Below are 18,839 nucleotides of genomic sequence, written 5' to 3'. Positions count from 1 at the left end.
TTGCCAGTAACAGCCATTTTCCCGACGAACAGTAGCCAAGCTGCAGCTGCGGCGTCGGGAATTTGGAGCAAATGCAAAGTAGAGTCACCCTTTTACCGATGAATCGCGAAAACCACGCAAACATAGGAATGTTCACCACAGCCCTTTAAGGAAGTGCCATTGCGGGTTTCGACAGCCCTGCAGCGTTGACCAAGAAACAAACGCTTTTGCTTTCGCTGATTTAAGCCTCCGATAGCTCAATGCTCCGCAACCGGCTGAAGCAAACTGAGCGTCATTGTGTCAGGCTTCCCGTCAAAAAAGTGTTCCAACGCTTGGCTGAAGACCGGCTCCTCCGGGGCGACCTGCGCAAAAAGCGTCATGCATGACCTGAACTTGAGGTCATCGGGCGAGCCAAAAATTTCGTGGACCGTCTTGCCATCAGCAGCTAAAACCAGTTCCGTGCATTCCTTCAGACGCTTGCCGAGGACGGGGTGCTGCCAATAAGCAAGCGCTTCACCTCCGGATTCGATGCCGAAATGTTTGGCCATGCTGCTTCGTCCCAGGGCCTTGAGCTGCGGAAAAACGAACCACATCCAATGGCTGGTCTTGTTGCCAGCCGCGAGCTCTTCCTTGACCGCCGCATAGACCCGGTCTTGCGCCTCCACAAAACGCTCCAGACCGTGTGATGTCGAGTTGGTATCCACGATAGTTTCCTGTTCGAAGTCACGCTTGCAAGCAGCCGATTGGCGAGCCAGGGCCGCCAGTCAATGAGAAACCGGGTAACCAAGTTGCATCTGTAGCGAAGCTGCGCATGCACGCAATACGAGAGATGGCGATGCCAGCGCAAAACTCAGCACCTCCTCGGCGTATAAGCAGTCGTGCTCCAAGCGATGGGGGTCAATCCACCACCCTTGACCGGCCATCAACCATTTGAAATCGACTCTTGTCAGCATACAGGCACACGCTTCGAAATTACCGTCGTCGGCGACCTCCCCTTTAAACGATGCATGGCTATGCATCGTGGAAGCATCGTTAACGAAATCCGTTGAAAAGATGCGAGCCGGGCCGTCATCAGTACGCATAGGATTTACTTGACTGATTAGATGAACTGGGGTCATGTTCAAAAAGCAGTGAATGCTTTTTTATGGTGCGGCGCAAAATGAAATCAAATCACAGGGTAAACCCTTGTTTTGTTGCCGCTTCGCCACATACAATTCAACGGTTCGGGTACCTGCCTGAGCGTTGCTGAATTTTTGGCGCGAGAGGTGAATCGCTGAGTCGCAGACTGGTGAAGCTTATTCAAGCAAGGCGCTGCTTATCCATCTTTGAACTTGTCATCCACAGTTCCATCGACTCCTCACCTACCGTGTGGCAATTGCCGAAATAAAATAATTTCCTTTACTTCGAGCATCTGCAAAACCGGGCCAGCAGCGACCTACCGGTAGCCCGGTACCTGAAAGGGTTCGCGGCAATTTCTCTAAACAAGTGGCCGCAGTGCCCGATACGACAGGAAAGCGTCCCATGCCCAGCGATGAAGAAATAAGAGCATTGATTTCAAACTCCAGCCTGAGCGACTGGTTCAAGCACGCTTTGTTGTCAGCGCTCGACCGTGACCCCAAGGACGCAGCGGCCGATGCTGGATTGCTGTCAATTGTCCTGGACCAACGTGCGAATTCGCTGGAAGCATACGCCTTGGCGTTAAAAGCCATCCTTGAGGCCAAGCGGAGTGGTCCTCTGTAGAAAAGGACGTTCGGTTCATCAGATGGAGCTCAATGAACAAACCGGGATAGCGTGACGAACCAGCAACTAATCTTGCAATTGGGCAGCAAGGTAGGGGTCCAATTCAAAAAACAAATAAACCACGAGCTAAGGCAGTTCCTAGCCCACGAAAGTCGACTTCTTCAGCGTTCGGGATTCTCGAAAATCGAGATTCTCGTGTTTCGGTTTTAATAGGACTTTCCAAAAGCATTTTTTAGACATCTCGCCCAATAGATGCCTGCTCTCTCACAAAAGCAGCTCAAATCTTGATTTTTATAAAGGTCAAGGCTATCCAATCGCTAAAGTTAACGGATGCTTTTTTCCATTTCTAAAAGTGAGCTTCGAATACATTACTGTAGGCATGAATGGAACAATTGTGAAAAACCTAAAATTTTTAGACCTTCGCGAGCAAAAATATGGCGCTAACAAGCCAAAGACGATGTCGCAGATTGACCATAAGAATGTGGCTTTTTCACAATCAGATATGGAAATTTTAGTCATCGCAGGGAAGAAAAATTTGTCCATCGCAGAACGTGGCAACTCTTCCATATTTAGCGAGGATAGAGCCAAGAAAGCAGCCGACGCTGCTGATACCGCAGCCAAAGCGACCCGTGTAATAGCTGCCGTCGCTGGCGCTGGTGCTTCCGTCCTTGCACCAACAGGATTGAGCGCTGTAGGCGTTGCATTGGGGTTGGTAAGTACGCCGTTAATCGTGACGGCTGTGCCCATATTGGTAGCCATCGCTGGAGGTGCAGCTGTCGTTTCAGCTGCTGCTTCGCTTCACTCCAAGATGAAACGAAAAAAATGATGATTTTTAACTGTATGCGCAACGCTGACGGCCACTATTTGCACGGGTAAAAAACTAAGCTTTAAATTCAAAATTCTGAGACTGCTCCAAGTAGCATTCCCGCCAGAATTCGCCACCCAATAAAAAAACCCGGCACAGCGGCCGGGTCCATCATTTGAAAGCAATCCAGAGGCTACCCTGCAGCTTCAACCGGCTCAACGAAGCAGCCCGGCTGCATTACCCAGAAATTCTTCGGTTAGGCGCGTGCTTTTCGGGCAGCCGTTTTTACAGTCTCTGCGCTCTTGTTCATGGCTGATTCCAGGACATTTTGCATGGTGGAAGCTGCATCTTTGAGGCCTTTTGCCACAGGAGCAAACGCTTCCGGTGCAGGATAAGCCTTTTGCAGCGTATCGACGCCGGATTGAAACTGCTCAAAGCTCAGGGCCATGGCATCTTTCATATTCTGCGATGCCAAGGCAAGGCCCTGCTCTGCGGCGGCCTTCATGGCTTCAAAAGCGGCGGTCGGTTCCTTGATACCTTTGAACAACTCGACCGTCTCAGCTATGGCGGCCTGCGCCGTTTGGGCTTGCGCTTGAATCAACTCGCCCCAAGCCTTGAGGTTGTCCATCACGGGCGCCAACGCTTCCTGGGAAGCGGCCGGGTTGAACTTGGCCAAATTTTCCTTCATGGTGTAGGCAATATCGTCAATTTGAGTGTTGGCGGGCATGTGATGACCTTTCAAAAATGTTGCAGTGCAGCAATTATCTAATAATAAAACCTGCATGGGTGAATTCAATACCGAAACTGCAGGTTATTAGGGAAGGAGAACTAGCGCGGCAGCAGTTCACCCTTTCAAAGCAGGCAAAGACTGATGGCGGCACGAGCACGTGTAGCTTTCCTGTCCCGGGCGTAAAGCACCGCCACGCGCGCCAGGTTTGCGTCGCTCCTGCCCAGCAGCGAGTCCCGACAGGACTCCTTAAGATGGAAAGGAATCCAAGGGACGGTTTTTTCGCAGAGTTCCGACAGCAGCCTGCGGTAGGCCAACGACGCTGGTAGCTTCAGCTCCAACGCACCCGCGCCTGCCATGGTTCTCAGGACGCAGGTTTGCTCGTCCATCTTGCGGAAATGAATATCGAACAACGGGGCAAGGTTTTGAAGCCGGGTCTTGTCCTCAGCGGTCAGGGGGAAAAGTCTGTTTTTGGGAAGTGGAGTGGGCATGGCGGTTTCTTGTGTAGGGTCAGGTGAGAAAAAGTCAAAACATCCTCCTGGAATTTGGAGGAAACCCAGGAAAACGCGGATGATTTCCACGTATAGCGACAAGGCCGCCCTTGAACTTTTGGCGACGAGGCTGCATTTGAAATGCTGCCCTTGATTTCAAACCCGGAGCCCTTCATGAATTTGCAAGAACGCGAGCAATTGACCACTTTCCTGCAGCAACTGGCCCAGGCGCGGGCGGGCGTCAAAGATGAAGAAGCGCAGGCGATGATTGCCAGCACGTTTGCGCGCCAGCCCGATGCGGCCTATCTGGTCGTGCAGCGCGCCTTGCTGCTTGACGCCGCCTTGCAGGATGCCCAAGCGCAGATTACTCAGCTCAAGGCCCAGCTGGCGCAGCAGCGCCCTGCCCCAGCGGCGTCAAGCTTTCTCGATGCGACCACCTGGGGACGCCAGCCGAGTCCAGCCTTTTCGGCTCCCGTGATGAGCAGCCCGCCTGTTCAGGCGGTTCAAGCTGTTCAGCCGGCAGCCTTTGCCCCGCCTGTCCGTGGATTTCAGGCGCCCGGTTTTCTGTCCAACATGGCCACCACGGCTGCGGGCGTGGCCGCGGGCGCATTCCTGTTCCAGGGAATCAACAGTCTGGTGGGCGGCCACCACAACTCACCGCTTGCGGGAGCCAGTCCCTTGAGTTCACCTGCTGCGGACAAGGAGGCGCCTGCCAACAACTTCCTTGACGCGCCGACTGACACCAGCAGCAGCATCCCGGACAGCAGCGCCGGGTTTAGCGAGTTGCTTGATATCGGTGGGTCTGACGACTCCAGCGACTGGACTTGAACTGCCAGGCGGCACTCGAATTACGCAAATCAGCCGAGGGCTGATGCTTGAATCGCCGACGCTTTCGTCGAATGCCCGAACTACAGCGCGGCCGGTTCAGGTCGGGGTTTGCCTGCATCGGGCTCGAAGAATGACCAGTGCAGATTGGGAAAGTGAGCCTGCAGGCGTTCCTCCACCTCATCGATAGCGGACACCAGCGCATCGGCGCTGGCCATCGGGACCATCTTGGCCTTCACCGCCACGGCAATCTTGTCGCCCAACTGAAACGTGATGAGGTTCACGATGCGCTCCACCTCGGGCTGGCTCGCAACGAATTCGGTGATGGCTGAGCGCATCTCCGGAGAGGCGGACTCGCCAGTAATGAGGCTTTTGACCTCCGTGGTGACCGCGAACGAGACACCCATCAACAAAAGCCCCACCGCAATCGAGCCCAGGGCATCGAACACCGGGTTTCCCGTGAGGCCGGTGAGCGCCAGCGCAACAAAGGCCAGGGCCAGGCCGGCCAGGGCTGCGATGTCTTCACCGGTGATGACCAGGAGTTCGGATTGCCGCGTCTCACGGAACCAGCGCCAGAGGCTCTTTTCACCGCGCTCCACAGCCAGCGCTTTCAGTGCGCCGCGAAGACTGATGCCTTCCAGAACCACCGCCACCAGCAACACGCCCAGGGACGGCAGCAAATACTTCACGGGTTCGGGATGCTGCAGCGACTGGACCCCGTGCCAGACCGAAAACAGTCCGCCGATGCTGAAAAGGAGCACGCCGACCATCATCGACCAGAAATAGACGACACGTCCGTAACCCATCGGGTGGTCCGGCGTCGGCAGCTTCTTGGCTTGCTGCATGCCCACGAGCAGCAGAACCTGGTTGCCGCAATCGGCAAAACTGTGCAGAGCCTCGGCAAGCATGGCGCCGCTGCCGGTGAAGAATGCCGCAACCGCCTTGGCCAGCGCAATGCCGCCGTTGGCGCCCAATGCATAGAAGACCGCCTTGAGCGAGCCGGAGTTTTTTGACATTAATTTCTTTTGAAACCGAGCAGACCGGAAGATACCGAACTTGCACGGGTCTCCGAGGATACCTTCACCCCTTGCAACCAAGAGGAAGGTTTGTCCATTGAAAATTTATTGCCTGAACAGCGTCGCACTGAGGCACTGGTTTGAACACCAGGAAGTGAACATGGCGCTACCCCTCGGAGGTGGAAGGCATTTAGGTCCACCATGGAAAAGCACCAACAGCCCAACTTCTAGGCGTTGGCTTAAAGTGTTGCCGAATCTTGACTGAGTCCATCAATGAGAAATCGGAGCCTCATGCACTGGCGGCGCGCTTGATGACCCGGATTACACGACGCTCAAGCTCCGGATTCACATCGGCAATACGACGGGGCCTACCTCGACGAGGATGGACTGCCTCATAGACCTTGGCGGCCTGAATGTGCGCTTCGGTTAAGAAGGGGTATGACGCCTGCAGGCGGCCTAGGTGGACGCCTGCCGCCAACGAGCCCAGAACAATACCGAAAGGCACCCGCGTGCCCACAAATACCGGTACTCCACCCATGACTTCGGGGTTGGTGGTCACCAGCGCGTCCGCCTGGTCCACTTCCTTGGCGCGATAGAAGGCTTCTTGGAGGAACGGCAGCACATCGACTTCAACATGCTTGCGCTCGACCTTCCAGCTCATGGAGTCCAGCAGCGTCAACATCAAGACTTGGTCCTTCACTTGCAGCCGGTCGACTCGCGCGCTGAGCTCATCGAGGACTTGTCTACGGGCACCAGCGAGGAGTAGGTCCTCGGTCGAAAAGTAGAACTTTGCGAACGCAGCGCCCAAGCGAGTGAACAGGCGACTGTTGCCTTGCTGTTCAAAGAGGGGCTCCGGCACAAGGTGTTCGTCCACAACCCGATTCATCTGTCGGTCCGTCAGGCCAGCGATGAATGCAGCTTGCGCAGTGGGAATAAAGAGTGGTGTGGGCATTTTGATAAACCTCCGATGGTTCGGAAGTATATTTACCAGAACCCCCGATATGCAACCATTTGGCCTTCGGGGCTGTCGAATGGCTACAAACGCCGTTAGCAGGTCGCTCTTTCGGCGCATTTCTGAATTCCGGCCGTTGGCCGAGGCCTGGCGGACCTGGAACAGGTAGCAGGTGCCTGAAATCCGGCTTCACCGCTGGAAAAATCTACGGCAGAAAAAGGTCCTCTGAACCGCGAAGGCTCTGATGACGAATCAGGTGCCAAGCCGTTGGCGTCAACACTTTACCCCGGTAAAACCTTGACTGTGCTGGTGACAGCGTGGGCACCTGTCGAAAGTCCTTTTTCCCAGGAAAGGCCCTATTCCTCTGCGGAATTTAGGTGCTCAAGGAAGACAGATAACGATTCGCCATGGTGAAAAGATAGCACGGGCAGGGCTTATCAGGACGAATCGGGGACGAGCCTCATTAACACTTGGCCGTCGAACTGGATGCCCAACAGTTTCCACGTTGTGGTGTTGGTCTGTTTTTGTCCAATATTTTGGCGTATTCGGATTATCTGGTTGGCATTGAGATGCCTTCGTCGAGTACTTGCCCAAAAAAATGTATTTACAAAGTCAATACATTACCTAAAATCCACTTGATGGACATTAACTACCATTTCAATGGCATCGACTTTGTGTGAAATGACCGCAAAGCTGCGAAAAATCCCGGTAAACACAAGGGGATAACGTTTGAACAGGCCCGACGGTGTTTTTCGACCCGTTATTTCGGCTGGTGGACGCAGAGCGTAATGACGAGGCCCGTCATGCCATCATTGGTTTTGATGCTACCGGGAGCTTGCTGTTCGTGGTGCATGTTCAGTTTGAGGGTGCGGTTATTCGCATTATTTCGGCCTGTAAATTCAGTAACGATGAAAGGCGAGAGCATGAGCATTTCTGATACTTTGAAATCACGGTTGGTGAAAGACCGCTTGATGACCTCCATCACACTGCGAATCCCGGTTGATGTGGTCGAGTCCATGAAAAACATTGCTCCCAAGCGCGGTTTTGCAGGATATCAGTCGCTGCTAAAAGCGTACCTCAGCGAAGGGCTGCGCCGTGATGAGGCGCAGTTTGCTTTCGGCGCGCAAGCACGGCTGCTTGAGGCACTGAGAAAGCATGGCGTTGCGCAATCAGTTCTGGATGAAGCCACCCGGGAAATGGAATCAATGTAAGCCCGGTATTTAGAACCGGTGCTTTCAATCAGAAAATTCGAATACCCATATTTTCTCGCTCAAGACAGCGAGAACTCATGCATCTCATGACTGGCCTTGTCGCTTCGGCCATGACGCCATTCGTCAAGCATTCCAAACTTCAGGTTGCACCCCGTGCAGCAATACCGGCCCGTCGGCTGCATGGCGCCGCGCCCATCGCGGCCTATTACCGGACGGTAGCTGGTGGCACCGCATTGGCTGCAAGAGTTCGAGGGGCGTACTTGATGGGTCATTCCCATCTTTATACCGTAACCAAAGTGGCTTTTGCTTTCCTGAAAAAGCTCATGCTCAGGTTCAAGCCATGTCCAGAGCCCTGCGGACCTTGGCTGCGTTTTGTGCGCAGACAGCCCTGAAGTCCGGGCTGATACGTGCATCTTCGCTGGCGGCTGCCCAGAAGTGCCCGGCCGCGTGGGCCGCCGTGAGCCATGCCTCCTTTTCCGCAGGCACGGGCAGCGGTGGCACAAAATCCTTGAGAGGCAACTCCACGCCGCGCACCGGTGCATACCGCATGGGCAGCATGTCATAGACCGGAGCCAGTTGCAGCCCGGGCCTGAAGGCCAGGTTGCCGTCGTGCATGTCGGAGTTGGCAATGAGTTGCCCGAACAGCCAGAGCCGCTGCAAGGCCGCCATGCATTGGACGTCAATGAGTCCCAGCCCGAGCAGCGCCGCACCGCCTTGCGGCCAGGGCTTGCCGGCCAGGCCAACGAGCGCTGCGTTCAGGGCTGCCCAGGAGCACACGGGCGAACGCCCAAGCCTGCCGTGGCGGTCAAAACGCTCGACCTCCAGAAACGTCCTGCCACCGGCCTGATGGATGCGGCTGACCGCAGCCTCCAGGTCCAAATGCTCGGCCACGGCGAGCAGGGCCAGGTGTTCGCACACCAGCAGGTCCGACCAGCGCACCGTGCCGGGCGCCCCGTCGGAGCCTGAAAACTTGACGATGACATGAACCGGCCGGCCCGCCACCTCGCGAAACGCCGTGAACTTCGGGAACTCGCCGCCTGCCGAGGACCCTGCCGTGCCGTGCGCCATCGCCTCCTCAGCCTTCAGCAGGTAGGCAGGCACCACTTGACGGTCTTGCAGGGGCAGCAATTCCTGCTGGGAATGAAGCAGCCACTGACGCAAGGCGGGCTCGCCCAAGATGTAATTTCCCGGCGCATCGCTGCCCAGCAACGCCAGTGCATGCAGCGCGTCGTCCTCGGACCAGTCCTTGGGGTCGGTGCTGACCTGAAGCAAGTCGGCGTGACGCCGGGCGAAGTGCCGCCCAAGGAAACCCTGCGGGCGCATGTCATCCAGGAAATACGGCAGCCCCTCGAACCAGCCGTCACGCATGTCCTCGTCTAGCGGCCACTCCAGCGGCTCGGCGCCGTCCAGTGCGCATCCAGCCGGGTGCAGCGGATACAGCATCGCTGCGTCCTGGGCGTGGCCGTCCCGGTCAATGCGGTACAGCGCCAGCGCCTGCAGGCTGCCCCGCACAGGGCGGCGGGCCGCGTAGGCGGTCCTGCGCGCCTTCCCACGGCTCACCACCTGTGAGCCCAACTCACGAACCGCGCGCATGAGCGTGGCGCGGCTGATATCGAGGCGCTCAAGCAGTTGCCCGGCGGGCAGCTTGTGCCAGGTTCGCAGCGTTCGCAGCAAGTCTTCGGAGATGGTCATGAAACGATTTTCAAAAGGAAAAACTGATACGCGTTTAGCTAATCTGCATTAGCAGAGACTTTACAGTGAAACGATTTATGAAACAATAAAATTAACCAGAACCCACTGAGCACTTGTTCTCCAGAAGGCGCGAAGTAGCCCCCCTCTCCAGTTATTGGATGGAAAATGTTGCGATGCCTGATGAAGCAGACGCTTTTTCGCTGAACTACGCCCAGGCGCGCGCCAAGTTTCTGGAAGCCGCCGAGACTGCCGGGTTGCATGTCACGTCCTACCCTCTGGCCCTGCCCGGCCGCGATGGCGAAGCGCTGGCGGTCGATGCCGCCTGGCAGGGTCCGCGCCAGGCGACCAAGCTGCTGCTCTTGAGCAGCGGCGTTCATGGCGTGGAGGGATATGCTGGGTCGGGTGCGCAAACCGCACTACTGCAAGACAGCGCCTGGATGGAGCAAGTTACCGCCAGCGGCATACCGGTGATGTATGTGCATGCGCTCAACCCCTACGGCTTTTCGCACATCCGCCGCGTGACGCAGGAGAACGTGGACCTCAACCGAAATTTTCAGGATTTCACAGCGCCCTTGCCCTCCAATCCGGCTTACTGCCGGCTTCATCCGCTGTTGCTTCCAGACAAGTGGCCGCCCACCTGGGGCAACCGCGCTGCCATCCTCGGGCTCATCGCGACAAAGGGACTGCGCACCCTCCAAGTGGCGATTTCCGGCGGCCAGTACGAGCTGCCTGGCAGCATGTTTTTCGGCGGCGCCGCGCCCACCTGGAGCCACCGCACGCTACGCCAGGTTCTGCGCGAACACACGGCCCAGGTGAGGCAGCTCGCCTGGATTGACCTGCACACCGGCTTGGGGAAACGCGGGCAGTGCGAGCGGATTTTCATGGGGTCCAACAACGATACCGCTGGATATGCCCGCGCCAATGCCTTGTGGGGCAGGACGGCGCCGCTGGTGCAAGCCGGCTCGGCGACCTCGGTGTCGGCGCCCTTGACCGGGCTGGTCTGGAATGCCGCCCTGGAGGAATGCCCCCAAGCCGAATTGACCGGGGTCTGCCTGGAGTTTGGCACGAAGCCCCTGCTGGAAGTAGCCAACGCGCTGCGCGGCGACCACTGGCTGCACCTGCATCCGCAGACACCTGCCGCGCTGCAGGCGTCCATCAAGCAGCGCCTGTTCGATGCGTTTTTCGTGAACACGCCCGATTGGAAGCGCAACGTCGTGGCTCAAGTGCGTCTGGCTGCAGCGCAGGCGCTGGACGGGCTGTGCCGTTGAAACTGCTTCAGGCTCTGCGCCACACCGGAAAAATACCAGCCAAAAATGTACCGTCAGGCCAGACATTTAGGCGCTCACCAAACCATGCACTAGCGGGTGCCCAAAAGCCGCCGCGAATCGTTTGTCAATCGTTGCGACTCGCCTGGCATTCAAGGCGGCCGGATGCTGCCGCTGGCACTCAAGACGCAGAGATTTTCGGCGGTGGACATCCCGTAGCGCATGCAATCTTTAATGAATTTCGGGTTCAATCCCCAGCAAGTCAGGATACGTATTTTTGGGTTTAAGAGTTCCTGATAGGAAAGAATTTTTAAGAACTTCCTTGTAGTAGAGCTCTTCAATTGGAAGGTGGTGGGAGCTTTGAGTCGAGGCAAACCACCCCCATAGCCCACGGGTCTGTGGGGAGGGCGTGATTTGCCGCGTTCTGGAAGTATGGAGTCCAGCCCGTCGTTTTCGGCACCTCGGTCGCGTCAGTACGCCAAGGCACAGCCAGACTTAAGGGCGGAATTTGACCCGCCCCACTCGCGCTTCTAGCTGCACACCCTGCGCCGCACCCATGAGTTCCCGCTTGGTGCTCTGTCACGTGTGAGTCGCGGGGTTTTTAGCCCTCTCCCCTCACAAGACATATAGCATCAAGTTTTAAACTTTTTGGGGAAAATAACAAAAATATGTGCAAACCTCCGACTATCAAAGCAGTAGTCAAACGTCGAATGCGGCCGCTCGCCTGTCACTGAAAGCGGCCAGATGCTGCAGCACCTTTCTGGCGGGCCTGAACGGCTGCACACGCCTGCCTTTCAAAAAAGTTGCTGGCGTGGGCGCTGCGGCCGTTGACGACTTGCCACAAACTGGACAACGCGTAAGCTGGCAAAAAGAACAATCCCCACTGCTCGTACTGCCGAACGTGCGCATGCTCGTGCGCTCGCAGGACGCACAGCGTTGGCTGGTCAATTCCCACGATGGCATGGCCCAGCGTCATGGCGCCAAAGCCTACTTGCTCTGGCAGTCTGGCGACGATACGTCCAAGCCAGCCGCCGTGAAACTCGGCCACGCCCGCCACAAAACGCAGCCGGCCGCCCAGGCAGAGCATGACCAGCCCGGCAGCCAAGCCGAGCAGCGTGTTGGGCGCGGCCCATGCATAGGCAAGGAGACAAAACAAAAATCGACGGATGTTCATTGGTGGCTTAACGTTCTTGCGCTGCGGACCCGGGCTCGGTGGCCATTGTCGGCCGGGTCGCACGGTTTCGTGCCTGATTGAAGGCGAGTTCAGCCAACACAAGGTTGGGTATCCAGCACAGCCACGCGATGACCGGATAGGCATTTTCAAAGGGGATACCCAAGACCATGGATGCCGGCATCCAGAGCCTGAGCGTGACGGCGGCGAACGTGAGCGCAAAGTTGCGCACCATCCAGCGGCGGTGGGCTGCTATGTCCCGGGCACGGATGGCCCGGTAGGCGCGAAAGCCAGTGTAGAGCCACAAGGCAGCCAGGCATCCAAAGCCAAGGCGCGCGGCCAGCCCGCCGAAAGCGTGAAAAGCCATGAACAAGCCTGCCACCCCTCCAACCAGGACGCCAACGCCCAGGTAGAGCCGACCCAGCCAGCGGTGCAAGCCTGGTCGTGCGGCACGGAACCGGGCAGAGAACTGGACAGGCCCCAAAGCAAGCGCGACTGCGGAAGTAAAGACATGGGCGTAGACCCCTATGCGATGCGCCTCGAACGCGGCTCGCATGTCCGGGTGGAGGGCCACCCCCAAGGGCAAAAAGCCGTACACACCGACGGCGTAGCCCGCAACGCCGAGCGATAAAATGACGAGCGCGGTGAAGCCAACTAAAGGCATGGCGTCATTAAAGCCGAAAAATCCGCGCTTTGCATGGGTTCGTCGGAGTTCATGCAGGCTGCTGCGACAGATGCTTTTAAGGCGAAACCAAGGTCCATCCATTTACCGCTGCGTGCCATCGATACACGGGTTAGCAGACAGTAGTCATCACTTATCCGCCAAGCGCAGACCTGCCTGCGGCGTTGTGTATCAATTCTTCCCAACAACCGAGTGGAGTCAACCGCATGGCCAACGCGCCCCTTATTGACGTGTCCTGCCTGGAAGCCGCGCTGCAAAAGTTTGCCGACGAGCGCGACTGGCAGCAATACCACTCGCCCAAGAACTTGGCCATGGCCCTGTCTGCGGAGGTAGGCGAACTCGTGGAGATATTCCAGTGGCAAACCGAGGAACAGTCAAAGTTGGTCGCAAAGGACGAGGCAACTGCCCAGGCCGTACGGGATGAACTCGCCGACGTGTTGCTTTACCTGGTCCGTCTGTCTTCGGTGCTAGGCGTTGACCTGAACGAGGCAGTCGCCCAGAAGCTGGTCAAGAACGTCAGCAAATACCCGGCGGGGGATTCGACTCCGAGCAGGCCGTAGAACTTTCAATCCGTGCCTACCTCTGTCTTTGAACACATCCCGCTGAGGGCTTTCCTCAACTCAACCTTTCAGCCAGGAGCTGTTACCCATGACGATTGAAATTTCCAAGCAGGCGCGCAGCGAAGCGGTCGCATCGATTGAACGGTATTTCCTGGTGAACATGGAAGAGAAGATTGGAAACATTGCCGCTGGCGCACTGCTCGGCTTTTTTCTAGAGGAACTGGGCCCACTGGTTTACAACAAGGCAGTTGCCGACGTACAGGAGCGTCTTCAGTCGCGCATCTCGGAGCTCGACATCGAGGTCCATGAAGATGAATTCCAGTACTGGCGCAAGTACGATTCCAAGCGCAAGCCCAGATAACGACCCCTTGGACTTCTCCCGGCCCAGGTATGCCGAAACAGCGCCTGGCCTGATGACATTCGGTCAAAGGCAAGGTCAAGGGCTCTTCACGTTAGCACTTGAAACGAAGCGCTCATCAATATCCGGCCATTGACCACCACCTCGACCCCATGAACGCCCGGGTAATGAACACGCGTCGTGGAGTCCCGAATGGTCTGGCTTCACGCGATTCAGAGGGAAGCGCCAGCCGGCAGCGTGAACTCCTTGAGCTTGAACACCTTGGCAAGCACCGCCCTGACTTCTTCAATTAGTGAACGATTTATTCGACCACCAGTTGCTGGCGTTCAGCGCGTAGCTGCGCGTTGGCCAGCCTGCCCCACCTGCTCAAGCACTCGCTGCCGTACCTCGACCGGCAAAATGGTGGCCAACGGCGAAGCTTGACGAAGCTCCTTTGAACGCCGCGTGAGCGAGAGCGCTCTGCGCCAAGCCCGTCGATGCAGGATGACGGACCATTCGTCCCACAAGAACCGGCTGTGCGGGTCGCCTGCAGAACGCCAACGCTCCAAAGTGTCGAGTGCCTGCTGAATCAGCTCGGGCTTCTTCTTCAACAGGCGGACAGCTTCTTCATGCAGCATCAAGCTTTGAAGGTCCTGCAGCTCGTGCCGGGCGTCGCCTGTGGACACCGGCACGACCACGGTGTTCGAGGAAACCTTCCTGTCTGTGCGCTGTGCAGCAGTCCCTTGGAGGGTATCGCTCGCTACAAGGGCCAAGTCTTGGGACACCCCGAGCACACCCATGACACGAAGATAGGAGCCCATTGTCGGCGACGGCGCGCCGGCTTCGACTGCGCTGAGTGTCATGCGCGAGATGCGCGCTTGTTGCGCCAGCTGAATTGTGGTCAGACCCCGTTTTACACGTGCATGCCTCAGCCGCGCCCCCAACTGCAGGAGGAGCTGCTGGTCCAGAACAGAGTCGACATTCGATGCGGCTGACATGTGTAAGACATTACAGACAATTATTCATTATTTGTCCATAATGCTTTACAAATTACAGACTTCCGACGGAGGCGTCCAAGAAAACCACCGCGGAACACGCGGCTATCGTGACTGTGGGCTAACCCAACAAAAGTCCCGACCTACAGAGTAGCCCTCCTGGGTCAGGCATGCCGAAACAACCCCTGGCCTGATGGCATTCGGTCAAAGGCAAGGCATGGTCAAGGGCTCTTCACGTCAGCAGTTGAAACGAAGCGCTCGCCAATATCCGGCCATTGACCACCAGTTCGACTCCATGAACGCCCGGGTAATGCACACGCGTCGTGAAGTCCCGCACGGTCTGGATTCGCGCGATGCAGACCGAGGCGCCGGGCTGCAGCGTGAACTCCTTGAGCTTGAACACCTTGGGGAAAGCTACTCCTGATTTCTTCACGTAGTGAACGATGTAGTCGACCACCAGGCGCTGAGGCACTTGAACTTCTGATGTCAAGGTGAAGCTCAAATTCAGCCGCTCACCGAGCATCAAGTGGTGCGGCGCGACCACAAAGTCCGTGACCAGCACTTTCGGTTCCGCTGCCGCGCCAACCACTGCCAGCGCGCGCGGGTCCCCCTTTTTAATCAACGTGCGCAGGGCATGCCTGGCAATCCAGGCTGTTCGCGGATTGTCCAGCGGCCAGCTCTGCACCTGGCCTAGCAGCCAGTCGGGCTGGTCCTTGGTGATGTCGTTGAGGTGGTTGGCCACTGACTTGCGCACGTACAGGCTCGGGTCGGCCATCAGGAGGCTGAGTATCGGCGCGGTGAGGGACGGGTCGCGCATGAGGGCATCCAGCCGGAACGACCAGGGCAGGCGCGGCCGAGAGCCTTCGCTGGCCAGGCGCCGCACATGCTCGTCCCCGTCGAGCGACCAGACCTGCATAGTGACCAAAGCCCGGTGCAGGTCTTTGCGCAAGAAGCACCGCACGGCGAACTCGGACGAGCCAAAAGCGGTGAAGAACCGCAGCGCCTCCATCGAAAAATCGAAATCATCCAGGCCGTACAAAGCCACGAAGTCGGGCAGCGCGAGCGTGGCAAATTTCGACTGCATGCGCGGGGCCAGCAGACGCAGCACGGCGACAGCCTCCCGGTAGTCCAGCGGCAGCGCCGCGTGCAGGCTCTGGGCGGTGCGGCGCAGGCGCTGCATCAGGGACAGCTCGTCCAGGCCCTTCAGCGCAAATTCATGGAAGCGCTCGGCATCAAACGCCGGGCAAACCGCCGCCAATTCCTCGGCGATGTGGCGAAACTGGCGCCCGTCGAAGATTTCTTTCAAAGCTGGGTTTTCGGTGGTGGACATGAACGCCTGTTGTAGCCTCTATTGAGTGACTGGCGGATTGCCGTTATTAAAGAAATTTGATGCAGTCAACGTTGCAGATTGGTAATTGACTTTTCAAAGAAAAGCGAAAGCACCGCATTCATCAAGCATTTACCCCGTACTGCCATGTAGCCATGAAAGCACACCGCGCTTGCCTGAGGTCAGATGTTTTCTTAAAATTTGCAGATTTATTTGCGTTCAATCGGTTCCTGCAGCGACCATTGAATGTGGAAGTGAAAGTGGACCTGCCGAAAGTTCGTAGGTGCATGATGGGAAACCACAACGAAGACTTTGCCGAGGGGTATCGTACAAAAGGCTGGAGCAATCAGCCTGGTGCGCAATCGTTCAATGAAGGTGGCCGGGCGGCTCTTCGTGACCAACAGCTTGAATTTTCCCGTTCACAAGCGGCTGTTCGTGAGCAGCAAAGGCTTGCCGAACAGAGGGCCATCAACAGTTCCTCGTCCCTGCCCTACTCTGCGTTTACAACATCCGGTTCAAGCCAGTCCCCGACGTGGACGACCGGCAGTTCCGGTTCAGGTGCCGGATTTGGTTCCATGGAAGAGGCTGCGAAAGTTGGTGCTGGCGGATTTTTCATCCTCTTTTGCCTCTATGCGTTCATTCAGCCTGCTTCCTGGTCCTGGCTGCAGCTTGGCATGGGCACCGCTGGCGCCGTCATCGCAGGAGGCATTGCCGGGGTAGCCCTTTACATAGCCCTTAAGGTGCTTGCTTTCATGCTCAAGGTAGCGTTGGGATTGCTGGGCATTGGCATCATTTTGCATTTTCTAGGTGTGCTCGATATTTTCGCCGTGCTGGCGTCCCTACTTAGAATGCTCTGAGCCTGGTAAGTGGCTGCACGCATGCAATCTGACAAAGACAAAACGTTTGATAGTTGGCTGGTCAAAGCAATAGGCCGAGTGCAAGGCGTCGGGTACCGGGACGCCTGCATCCGCTACGCACGGGCGCAGGACATCACAGGGTGGGTTCGCAACCGCGTGGATGGTTCGGTTGAGTTGATGCTGCAGGGCTCCAAAGAGCAACTGGCAGACATGTGCAGATGGCTTCGCGATGGCATCCCCGCAGCACATGTCGAAAAGCTAGAAGTGTCCAAAGTGCCTCCGCCCTCCCCTCGCTTGAACCGCTTTGACCGCCTGCCCAACTTGTGAGCATCGTCCGAAAAAGTCAAAGCCCGCCCAGAAAAACGGCCTTGACTTTTGTGTCGAAAACCGTCGTCCGCTCGCCAGCTGCAGGTGGTTCGTCACCATCGCCAAACTCGTACCAAGACACACCCTTGTGCTCAACCTGGTACAGCTCCATCGGCTGAATCTCGTCCGCCCTCAGTCGTGCCACCCCGGGTTTTCCTTGTTCGCCGGCCGCGTCAGCCAGCACGACGACCGCGTTCGGGTCATATGTTTTCAAGATTTCCATGAGCTCGGCGATTGTCATTTTTGCCCTTCTGGGTCTGAGTCAGATTCCAACGCGTGCAATGTCATTCAGACATCTACCACGCACGCCCACTCAAAAGCCTTGTTCTCAAAAACCAATTCTTTGGACGTATCGACCGCATTCCTGTTCAGCGCATAGCCGCATGGATTGGCCACCACTCGACACCCGGCAACGCGGTAGTCAAAGTTGTCAGGCACATGTCCATGAATCCAGAGGTCGGCCTTGGGTAAAAGCTCGGCCAGGTTGCTGACAAACGCCGCGTTCAGGGCTTCGCCCACGTAACGCGGATGCACGGAAAGAGGATGCGGGCCGTGATGGCTGATGACCACTGTTTTGCCGTTGTAGGGTTTGTCGAGCTCATGGGTCAACCAGGAACGTGCAAGTTCATGCTCGGCAAGCGCCCTTTCTGCTGTGAATTTTCCGTCGCTGCACCGGATACAGTAGTGGTCACTGATGCGAAGCTCCGCGTTTTCCATCAGCTGGCGCTGCGTCCGGTTGAGTTCGAGCCGGTAGTCGGTCCACAGCGTCGTGCCAAGAAACCGCACCCCACCGAAATCCACAACGTCGTTGTCCATGAAGAGAACGCTGGTTCCGGCGGCCGCCTTGCGCAAGTCAGCGCGCACCTGTTCGATTGCATGGCCATAGAACTCATGATTTCCCGCAAGGTACAGCACCGGCACGGGCCAGTCCTTGAACAGCTCGATGGCCTCGACGCCGTTGGCGATGTCACCGGCCAGGACCAGCAGGTCCGCGCCGTGGGCAGGCGATATCAATCGTTCCCCGGGAAACAGCCGCTGGAGAAACTCAAGGTGCAGGTCACTGGCAATTTGCAGTTTCATAGGGGTCCTTCGGCGGGAATACGGTCGGCACCGAGGGCGCCCATTAATCGCAACGCCAGCGTCAGCAGCACATCGTACTGGCTTGCGACACGCAGGGGTTCATCGCGCTCGTGGACATGTTGGCGTGCGGGTCGCAGCACGCTATCCATCCAGCCCAGTTGTGTGGCGGCAAGGACGAATATTGACGCATCGGGATGGTCGTACAGCTCCGATTTTTCGCCGACGATGCACCGTGCATACATGTAGCACACATCAAACGCGGCATCCGTTCGGCTGCGCCTGGACAGTTCGGGCTGCCGGGCGTCCTGCAGATGAATGTCGCCCAGTTCGCGCCAGGCCTGCATGCCTTTGATAGTCATTTTCCGCGCCATGCATTTATTGAGCTCAACAAGTAGCAAGCCGCCCCTGTCGGGCGAGGCAGTCGTGCGCTCGGCGAGTTCTCATTGCTCACGTCGTAGGCTGCCTTCATGAAGGCGCGCTTGGCCTCATCGGGTGTCGTGACTGGTTCCATGTCAGTCTTCTGCTTTTCGCGCGGGGCCGAACCAATCCGGCAGCGCACGGTGCGCGATTTCAAGGTCGTCGGTCCCAGGGTAGTGGCGCAGCAGTCCCCGGGCTTCTTGACGAACAGACTCAGGCACGTCAGGTGTCAGCCTGGGAACAAGCAGCCGTTCGAGAAACTGCTTGGTGTAGATAATTGCGCGTGTGCGCTCAGCGGGAAGTGTCATGGTGTCTGGTGCGTAAGTTGGGGTTGTGCCCAGGCG

General features: G+C 57.2%; 25 protein-coding genes. 10 read left to right on the top strand and 15 right to left on the bottom strand.

Features of this window, described 5'->3' with window-relative positions; all coding sequences use genetic code 11:
* Positions 1–236: 236 nt before the first annotated feature.
* Together PNAP_RS23140 and PNAP_RS27385 are read right to left on the bottom strand one after the other, a co-directional pair.
* Entirely contained in the window at positions 237–683 is a 447-nt protein-coding gene (locus PNAP_RS23140; RefSeq protein ID WP_011798300.1) for a DUF1810 domain-containing protein, read from the bottom strand.
* Positions 684–743: 60 nt separating this feature from the next.
* On the bottom strand, positions 744–1,061 hold the full coding sequence (locus PNAP_RS27385) for a hypothetical protein (protein ID WP_157040523.1): 318 nt from the start codon (positions 1,059–1,061) through the stop codon (positions 744–746).
* 439 nt (positions 1,062–1,500) lie between these two features.
* Between PNAP_RS27385 and PNAP_RS23135 the strand changes: the two genes are divergently transcribed.
* Both PNAP_RS23135 and PNAP_RS26385 read left to right on the top strand, forming a co-directional pair.
* The gene (locus PNAP_RS23135; protein WP_041377715.1) at positions 1,501–1,719 is read left to right on the top strand and encodes a hypothetical protein; all 219 of its coding nucleotides are present in this window, start codon (positions 1,501–1,503) and stop codon (positions 1,717–1,719) included.
* A 352-nt stretch (positions 1,720–2,071) separates the two neighbouring features.
* The gene (locus PNAP_RS26385; protein ID WP_011798298.1) at positions 2,072–2,545 is read left to right on the top strand and encodes a hypothetical protein; all 474 of its coding nucleotides are present in this window, start codon (positions 2,072–2,074) and stop codon (positions 2,543–2,545) included.
* Positions 2,546–2,780: 235 nt separating this feature from the next.
* Here PNAP_RS26385 and PNAP_RS23130 read toward each other — a convergent pair whose 3' ends face one another.
* Together PNAP_RS23130 and PNAP_RS23125 are read right to left on the bottom strand one after the other, a co-directional pair.
* Entirely contained in the window at positions 2,781–3,308 is a 528-nt protein-coding gene (locus PNAP_RS23130; protein WP_232290864.1) for a hypothetical protein, read from the bottom strand.
* A gap of 68 nt (positions 3,309–3,376) precedes the next feature.
* On the bottom strand, positions 3,377–3,742 hold the full coding sequence (locus PNAP_RS23125; protein ID WP_041377714.1) for a hypothetical protein: 366 nt from the start codon (positions 3,740–3,742) through the stop codon (positions 3,377–3,379).
* A 174-nt stretch (positions 3,743–3,916) separates the two neighbouring features.
* Here PNAP_RS23125 and PNAP_RS23120 point away from each other — a divergent pair, with 174 nt between their 5' ends.
* A complete protein-coding gene (locus PNAP_RS23120) occupies positions 3,917–4,570 on the top strand; it encodes a DUF2076 domain-containing protein (RefSeq protein ID WP_041377741.1) in 654 nt (217 codons plus the stop codon).
* 80 nt (positions 4,571–4,650) lie between these two features.
* On the opposite strand, the gene PNAP_RS23115 is transcribed toward PNAP_RS23120, so the two are convergent.
* Together PNAP_RS23115 and PNAP_RS23110 are read right to left on the bottom strand one after the other, a co-directional pair.
* Positions 4,651–5,583 (bottom strand): cation diffusion facilitator family transporter, encoded by a 933-nt coding sequence (locus tag PNAP_RS23115; RefSeq protein WP_011798294.1) that lies wholly within the window; start codon positions 5,581–5,583, stop codon positions 4,651–4,653.
* Between the two features lie 289 nt (positions 5,584–5,872).
* Positions 5,873–6,535, bottom strand: a complete 663-nt coding sequence (locus PNAP_RS23110) for a DUF433 domain-containing protein (RefSeq protein ID WP_011798293.1) — start codon at positions 6,533–6,535, stop codon at positions 5,873–5,875.
* Positions 6,536–7,280: 745 nt separating this feature from the next.
* On the opposite strand from PNAP_RS23110, the gene PNAP_RS28260 reads away from it, so the two are divergent.
* A complete protein-coding gene (locus tag PNAP_RS28260; RefSeq protein WP_332261709.1) occupies positions 7,281–7,472 on the top strand; it encodes a BrnT family toxin in 192 nt (63 codons plus the stop codon).
* Positions 7,459–7,746, top strand: coding sequence for a hypothetical protein (locus PNAP_RS23105; RefSeq protein ID WP_041377740.1), 288 nt, complete (start codon positions 7,459–7,461; stop codon positions 7,744–7,746). The genes PNAP_RS28260 and PNAP_RS23105 overlap by 14 nt, the downstream gene beginning before the upstream one ends.
* A 333-nt stretch (positions 7,747–8,079) precedes the next feature.
* Here the strand turns inward: PNAP_RS23105 and yjjJ are convergent, their stop codons facing one another.
* Positions 8,080–9,438, bottom strand: a complete 1,359-nt coding sequence (gene yjjJ, locus PNAP_RS23100) for a type II toxin-antitoxin system HipA family toxin YjjJ (protein WP_011798291.1) — start codon at positions 9,436–9,438, stop codon at positions 8,080–8,082.
* A gap of 173 nt (positions 9,439–9,611) precedes the next feature.
* Here yjjJ and PNAP_RS23095 point away from each other — a divergent pair, with 173 nt between their 5' ends.
* On the top strand, positions 9,612–10,706 hold the full coding sequence (locus PNAP_RS23095) for a M14 family metallopeptidase (RefSeq protein ID WP_041377739.1): 1,095 nt from the start codon (positions 9,612–9,614) through the stop codon (positions 10,704–10,706).
* A 724-nt stretch (positions 10,707–11,430) separates the two neighbouring features.
* Here PNAP_RS23095 and PNAP_RS23090 read toward each other — a convergent pair.
* Both PNAP_RS23090 and PNAP_RS25285 read right to left on the bottom strand, forming a co-directional pair.
* On the bottom strand, positions 11,431–11,877 hold the full coding sequence (locus tag PNAP_RS23090; protein WP_011798289.1) for a hypothetical protein: 447 nt from the start codon (positions 11,875–11,877) through the stop codon (positions 11,431–11,433).
* A gap of 7 nt (positions 11,878–11,884) precedes the next feature.
* Positions 11,885–12,640, bottom strand: coding sequence for a DUF2306 domain-containing protein (locus PNAP_RS25285; protein WP_011798288.1), 756 nt, complete (start codon positions 12,638–12,640; stop codon positions 11,885–11,887).
* 122 nt (positions 12,641–12,762) lie between these two features.
* Here PNAP_RS25285 and PNAP_RS23080 point away from each other — a divergent pair, with 122 nt between their 5' ends.
* Positions 12,763–13,116 (top strand): nucleotide pyrophosphohydrolase, encoded by a 354-nt coding sequence (locus PNAP_RS23080; protein WP_011798287.1) that lies wholly within the window; start codon positions 12,763–12,765, stop codon positions 13,114–13,116.
* An 88-nt stretch (positions 13,117–13,204) separates the two neighbouring features.
* Entirely contained in the window at positions 13,205–13,477 is a 273-nt protein-coding gene (locus PNAP_RS23075; RefSeq protein WP_011798286.1) for a DUF2164 domain-containing protein, read from the top strand.
* A gap of 323 nt (positions 13,478–13,800) precedes the next feature.
* Here the strand turns inward: PNAP_RS23075 and PNAP_RS23070 are convergent, their stop codons facing one another.
* Both PNAP_RS23070 and PNAP_RS23065 read right to left on the bottom strand, forming a co-directional pair.
* Entirely contained in the window at positions 13,801–14,451 is a 651-nt protein-coding gene (locus PNAP_RS23070; RefSeq protein WP_011798285.1) for a helix-turn-helix transcriptional regulator, read from the bottom strand.
* Positions 14,452–14,680: 229 nt separating this feature from the next.
* Positions 14,681–15,778, bottom strand: coding sequence for a DNA alkylation repair enzyme-like protein (locus tag PNAP_RS23065; RefSeq protein WP_011798284.1), 1,098 nt, complete (start codon positions 15,776–15,778; stop codon positions 14,681–14,683).
* 152 nt (positions 15,779–15,930) lie between these two features.
* Here PNAP_RS23065 and PNAP_RS27380 point away from each other — a divergent pair, with 152 nt between their 5' ends.
* Entirely contained in the window at positions 15,931–16,632 is a 702-nt protein-coding gene (locus PNAP_RS27380) for a hypothetical protein (RefSeq protein WP_157040522.1), read from the top strand.
* A 21-nt stretch (positions 16,633–16,653) separates the two neighbouring features.
* Positions 16,654–16,959 (top strand): acylphosphatase, encoded by a 306-nt coding sequence (locus PNAP_RS23055; protein ID WP_011798282.1) that lies wholly within the window; start codon positions 16,654–16,656, stop codon positions 16,957–16,959.
* Between the two features lie 16 nt (positions 16,960–16,975).
* Here the strand turns inward: PNAP_RS23055 and PNAP_RS23050 are convergent, their stop codons facing one another.
* The 4 genes from PNAP_RS23050 to PNAP_RS27375 all read right to left on the bottom strand — a co-directional run bounded on the left by PNAP_RS23050 (position 16,976) and on the right by PNAP_RS27375 (position 18,803).
* Entirely contained in the window at positions 16,976–17,239 is a 264-nt protein-coding gene (locus PNAP_RS23050; RefSeq protein WP_011798281.1) for a hypothetical protein, read from the bottom strand.
* Between the two features lie 47 nt (positions 17,240–17,286).
* Complete coding sequence (locus PNAP_RS23045) at positions 17,287–18,078, bottom strand: metallophosphoesterase (protein WP_011798280.1); 792 nt, start codon at positions 18,076–18,078, stop codon at positions 17,287–17,289.
* A complete protein-coding gene (locus tag PNAP_RS23040; RefSeq protein WP_157040521.1) occupies positions 18,075–18,437 on the bottom strand; it encodes a hypothetical protein in 363 nt (120 codons plus the stop codon). The genes PNAP_RS23045 and PNAP_RS23040 overlap by 4 nt, the downstream gene beginning before the upstream one ends.
* Before the next feature lie 153 nt (positions 18,438–18,590).
* Positions 18,591–18,803, bottom strand: a complete 213-nt coding sequence (locus PNAP_RS27375) for a BPSL0761 family protein (protein ID WP_157040520.1) — start codon at positions 18,801–18,803, stop codon at positions 18,591–18,593.
* Between the last annotated feature and the right edge of the window lie 36 nt (positions 18,804–18,839).

Origin of the sequence: Polaromonas naphthalenivorans CJ2 (genome assembly GCF_000015505.1) — a bacterium.
In the GTDB taxonomy this organism is placed as follows: domain Bacteria; phylum Pseudomonadota; class Gammaproteobacteria; order Burkholderiales; family Burkholderiaceae_C; genus Polaromonas; species Polaromonas naphthalenivorans.
Note: the sequence above shows the minus strand (reverse complement) of the source record. Positions and strands in the feature narration are given on the sequence as shown.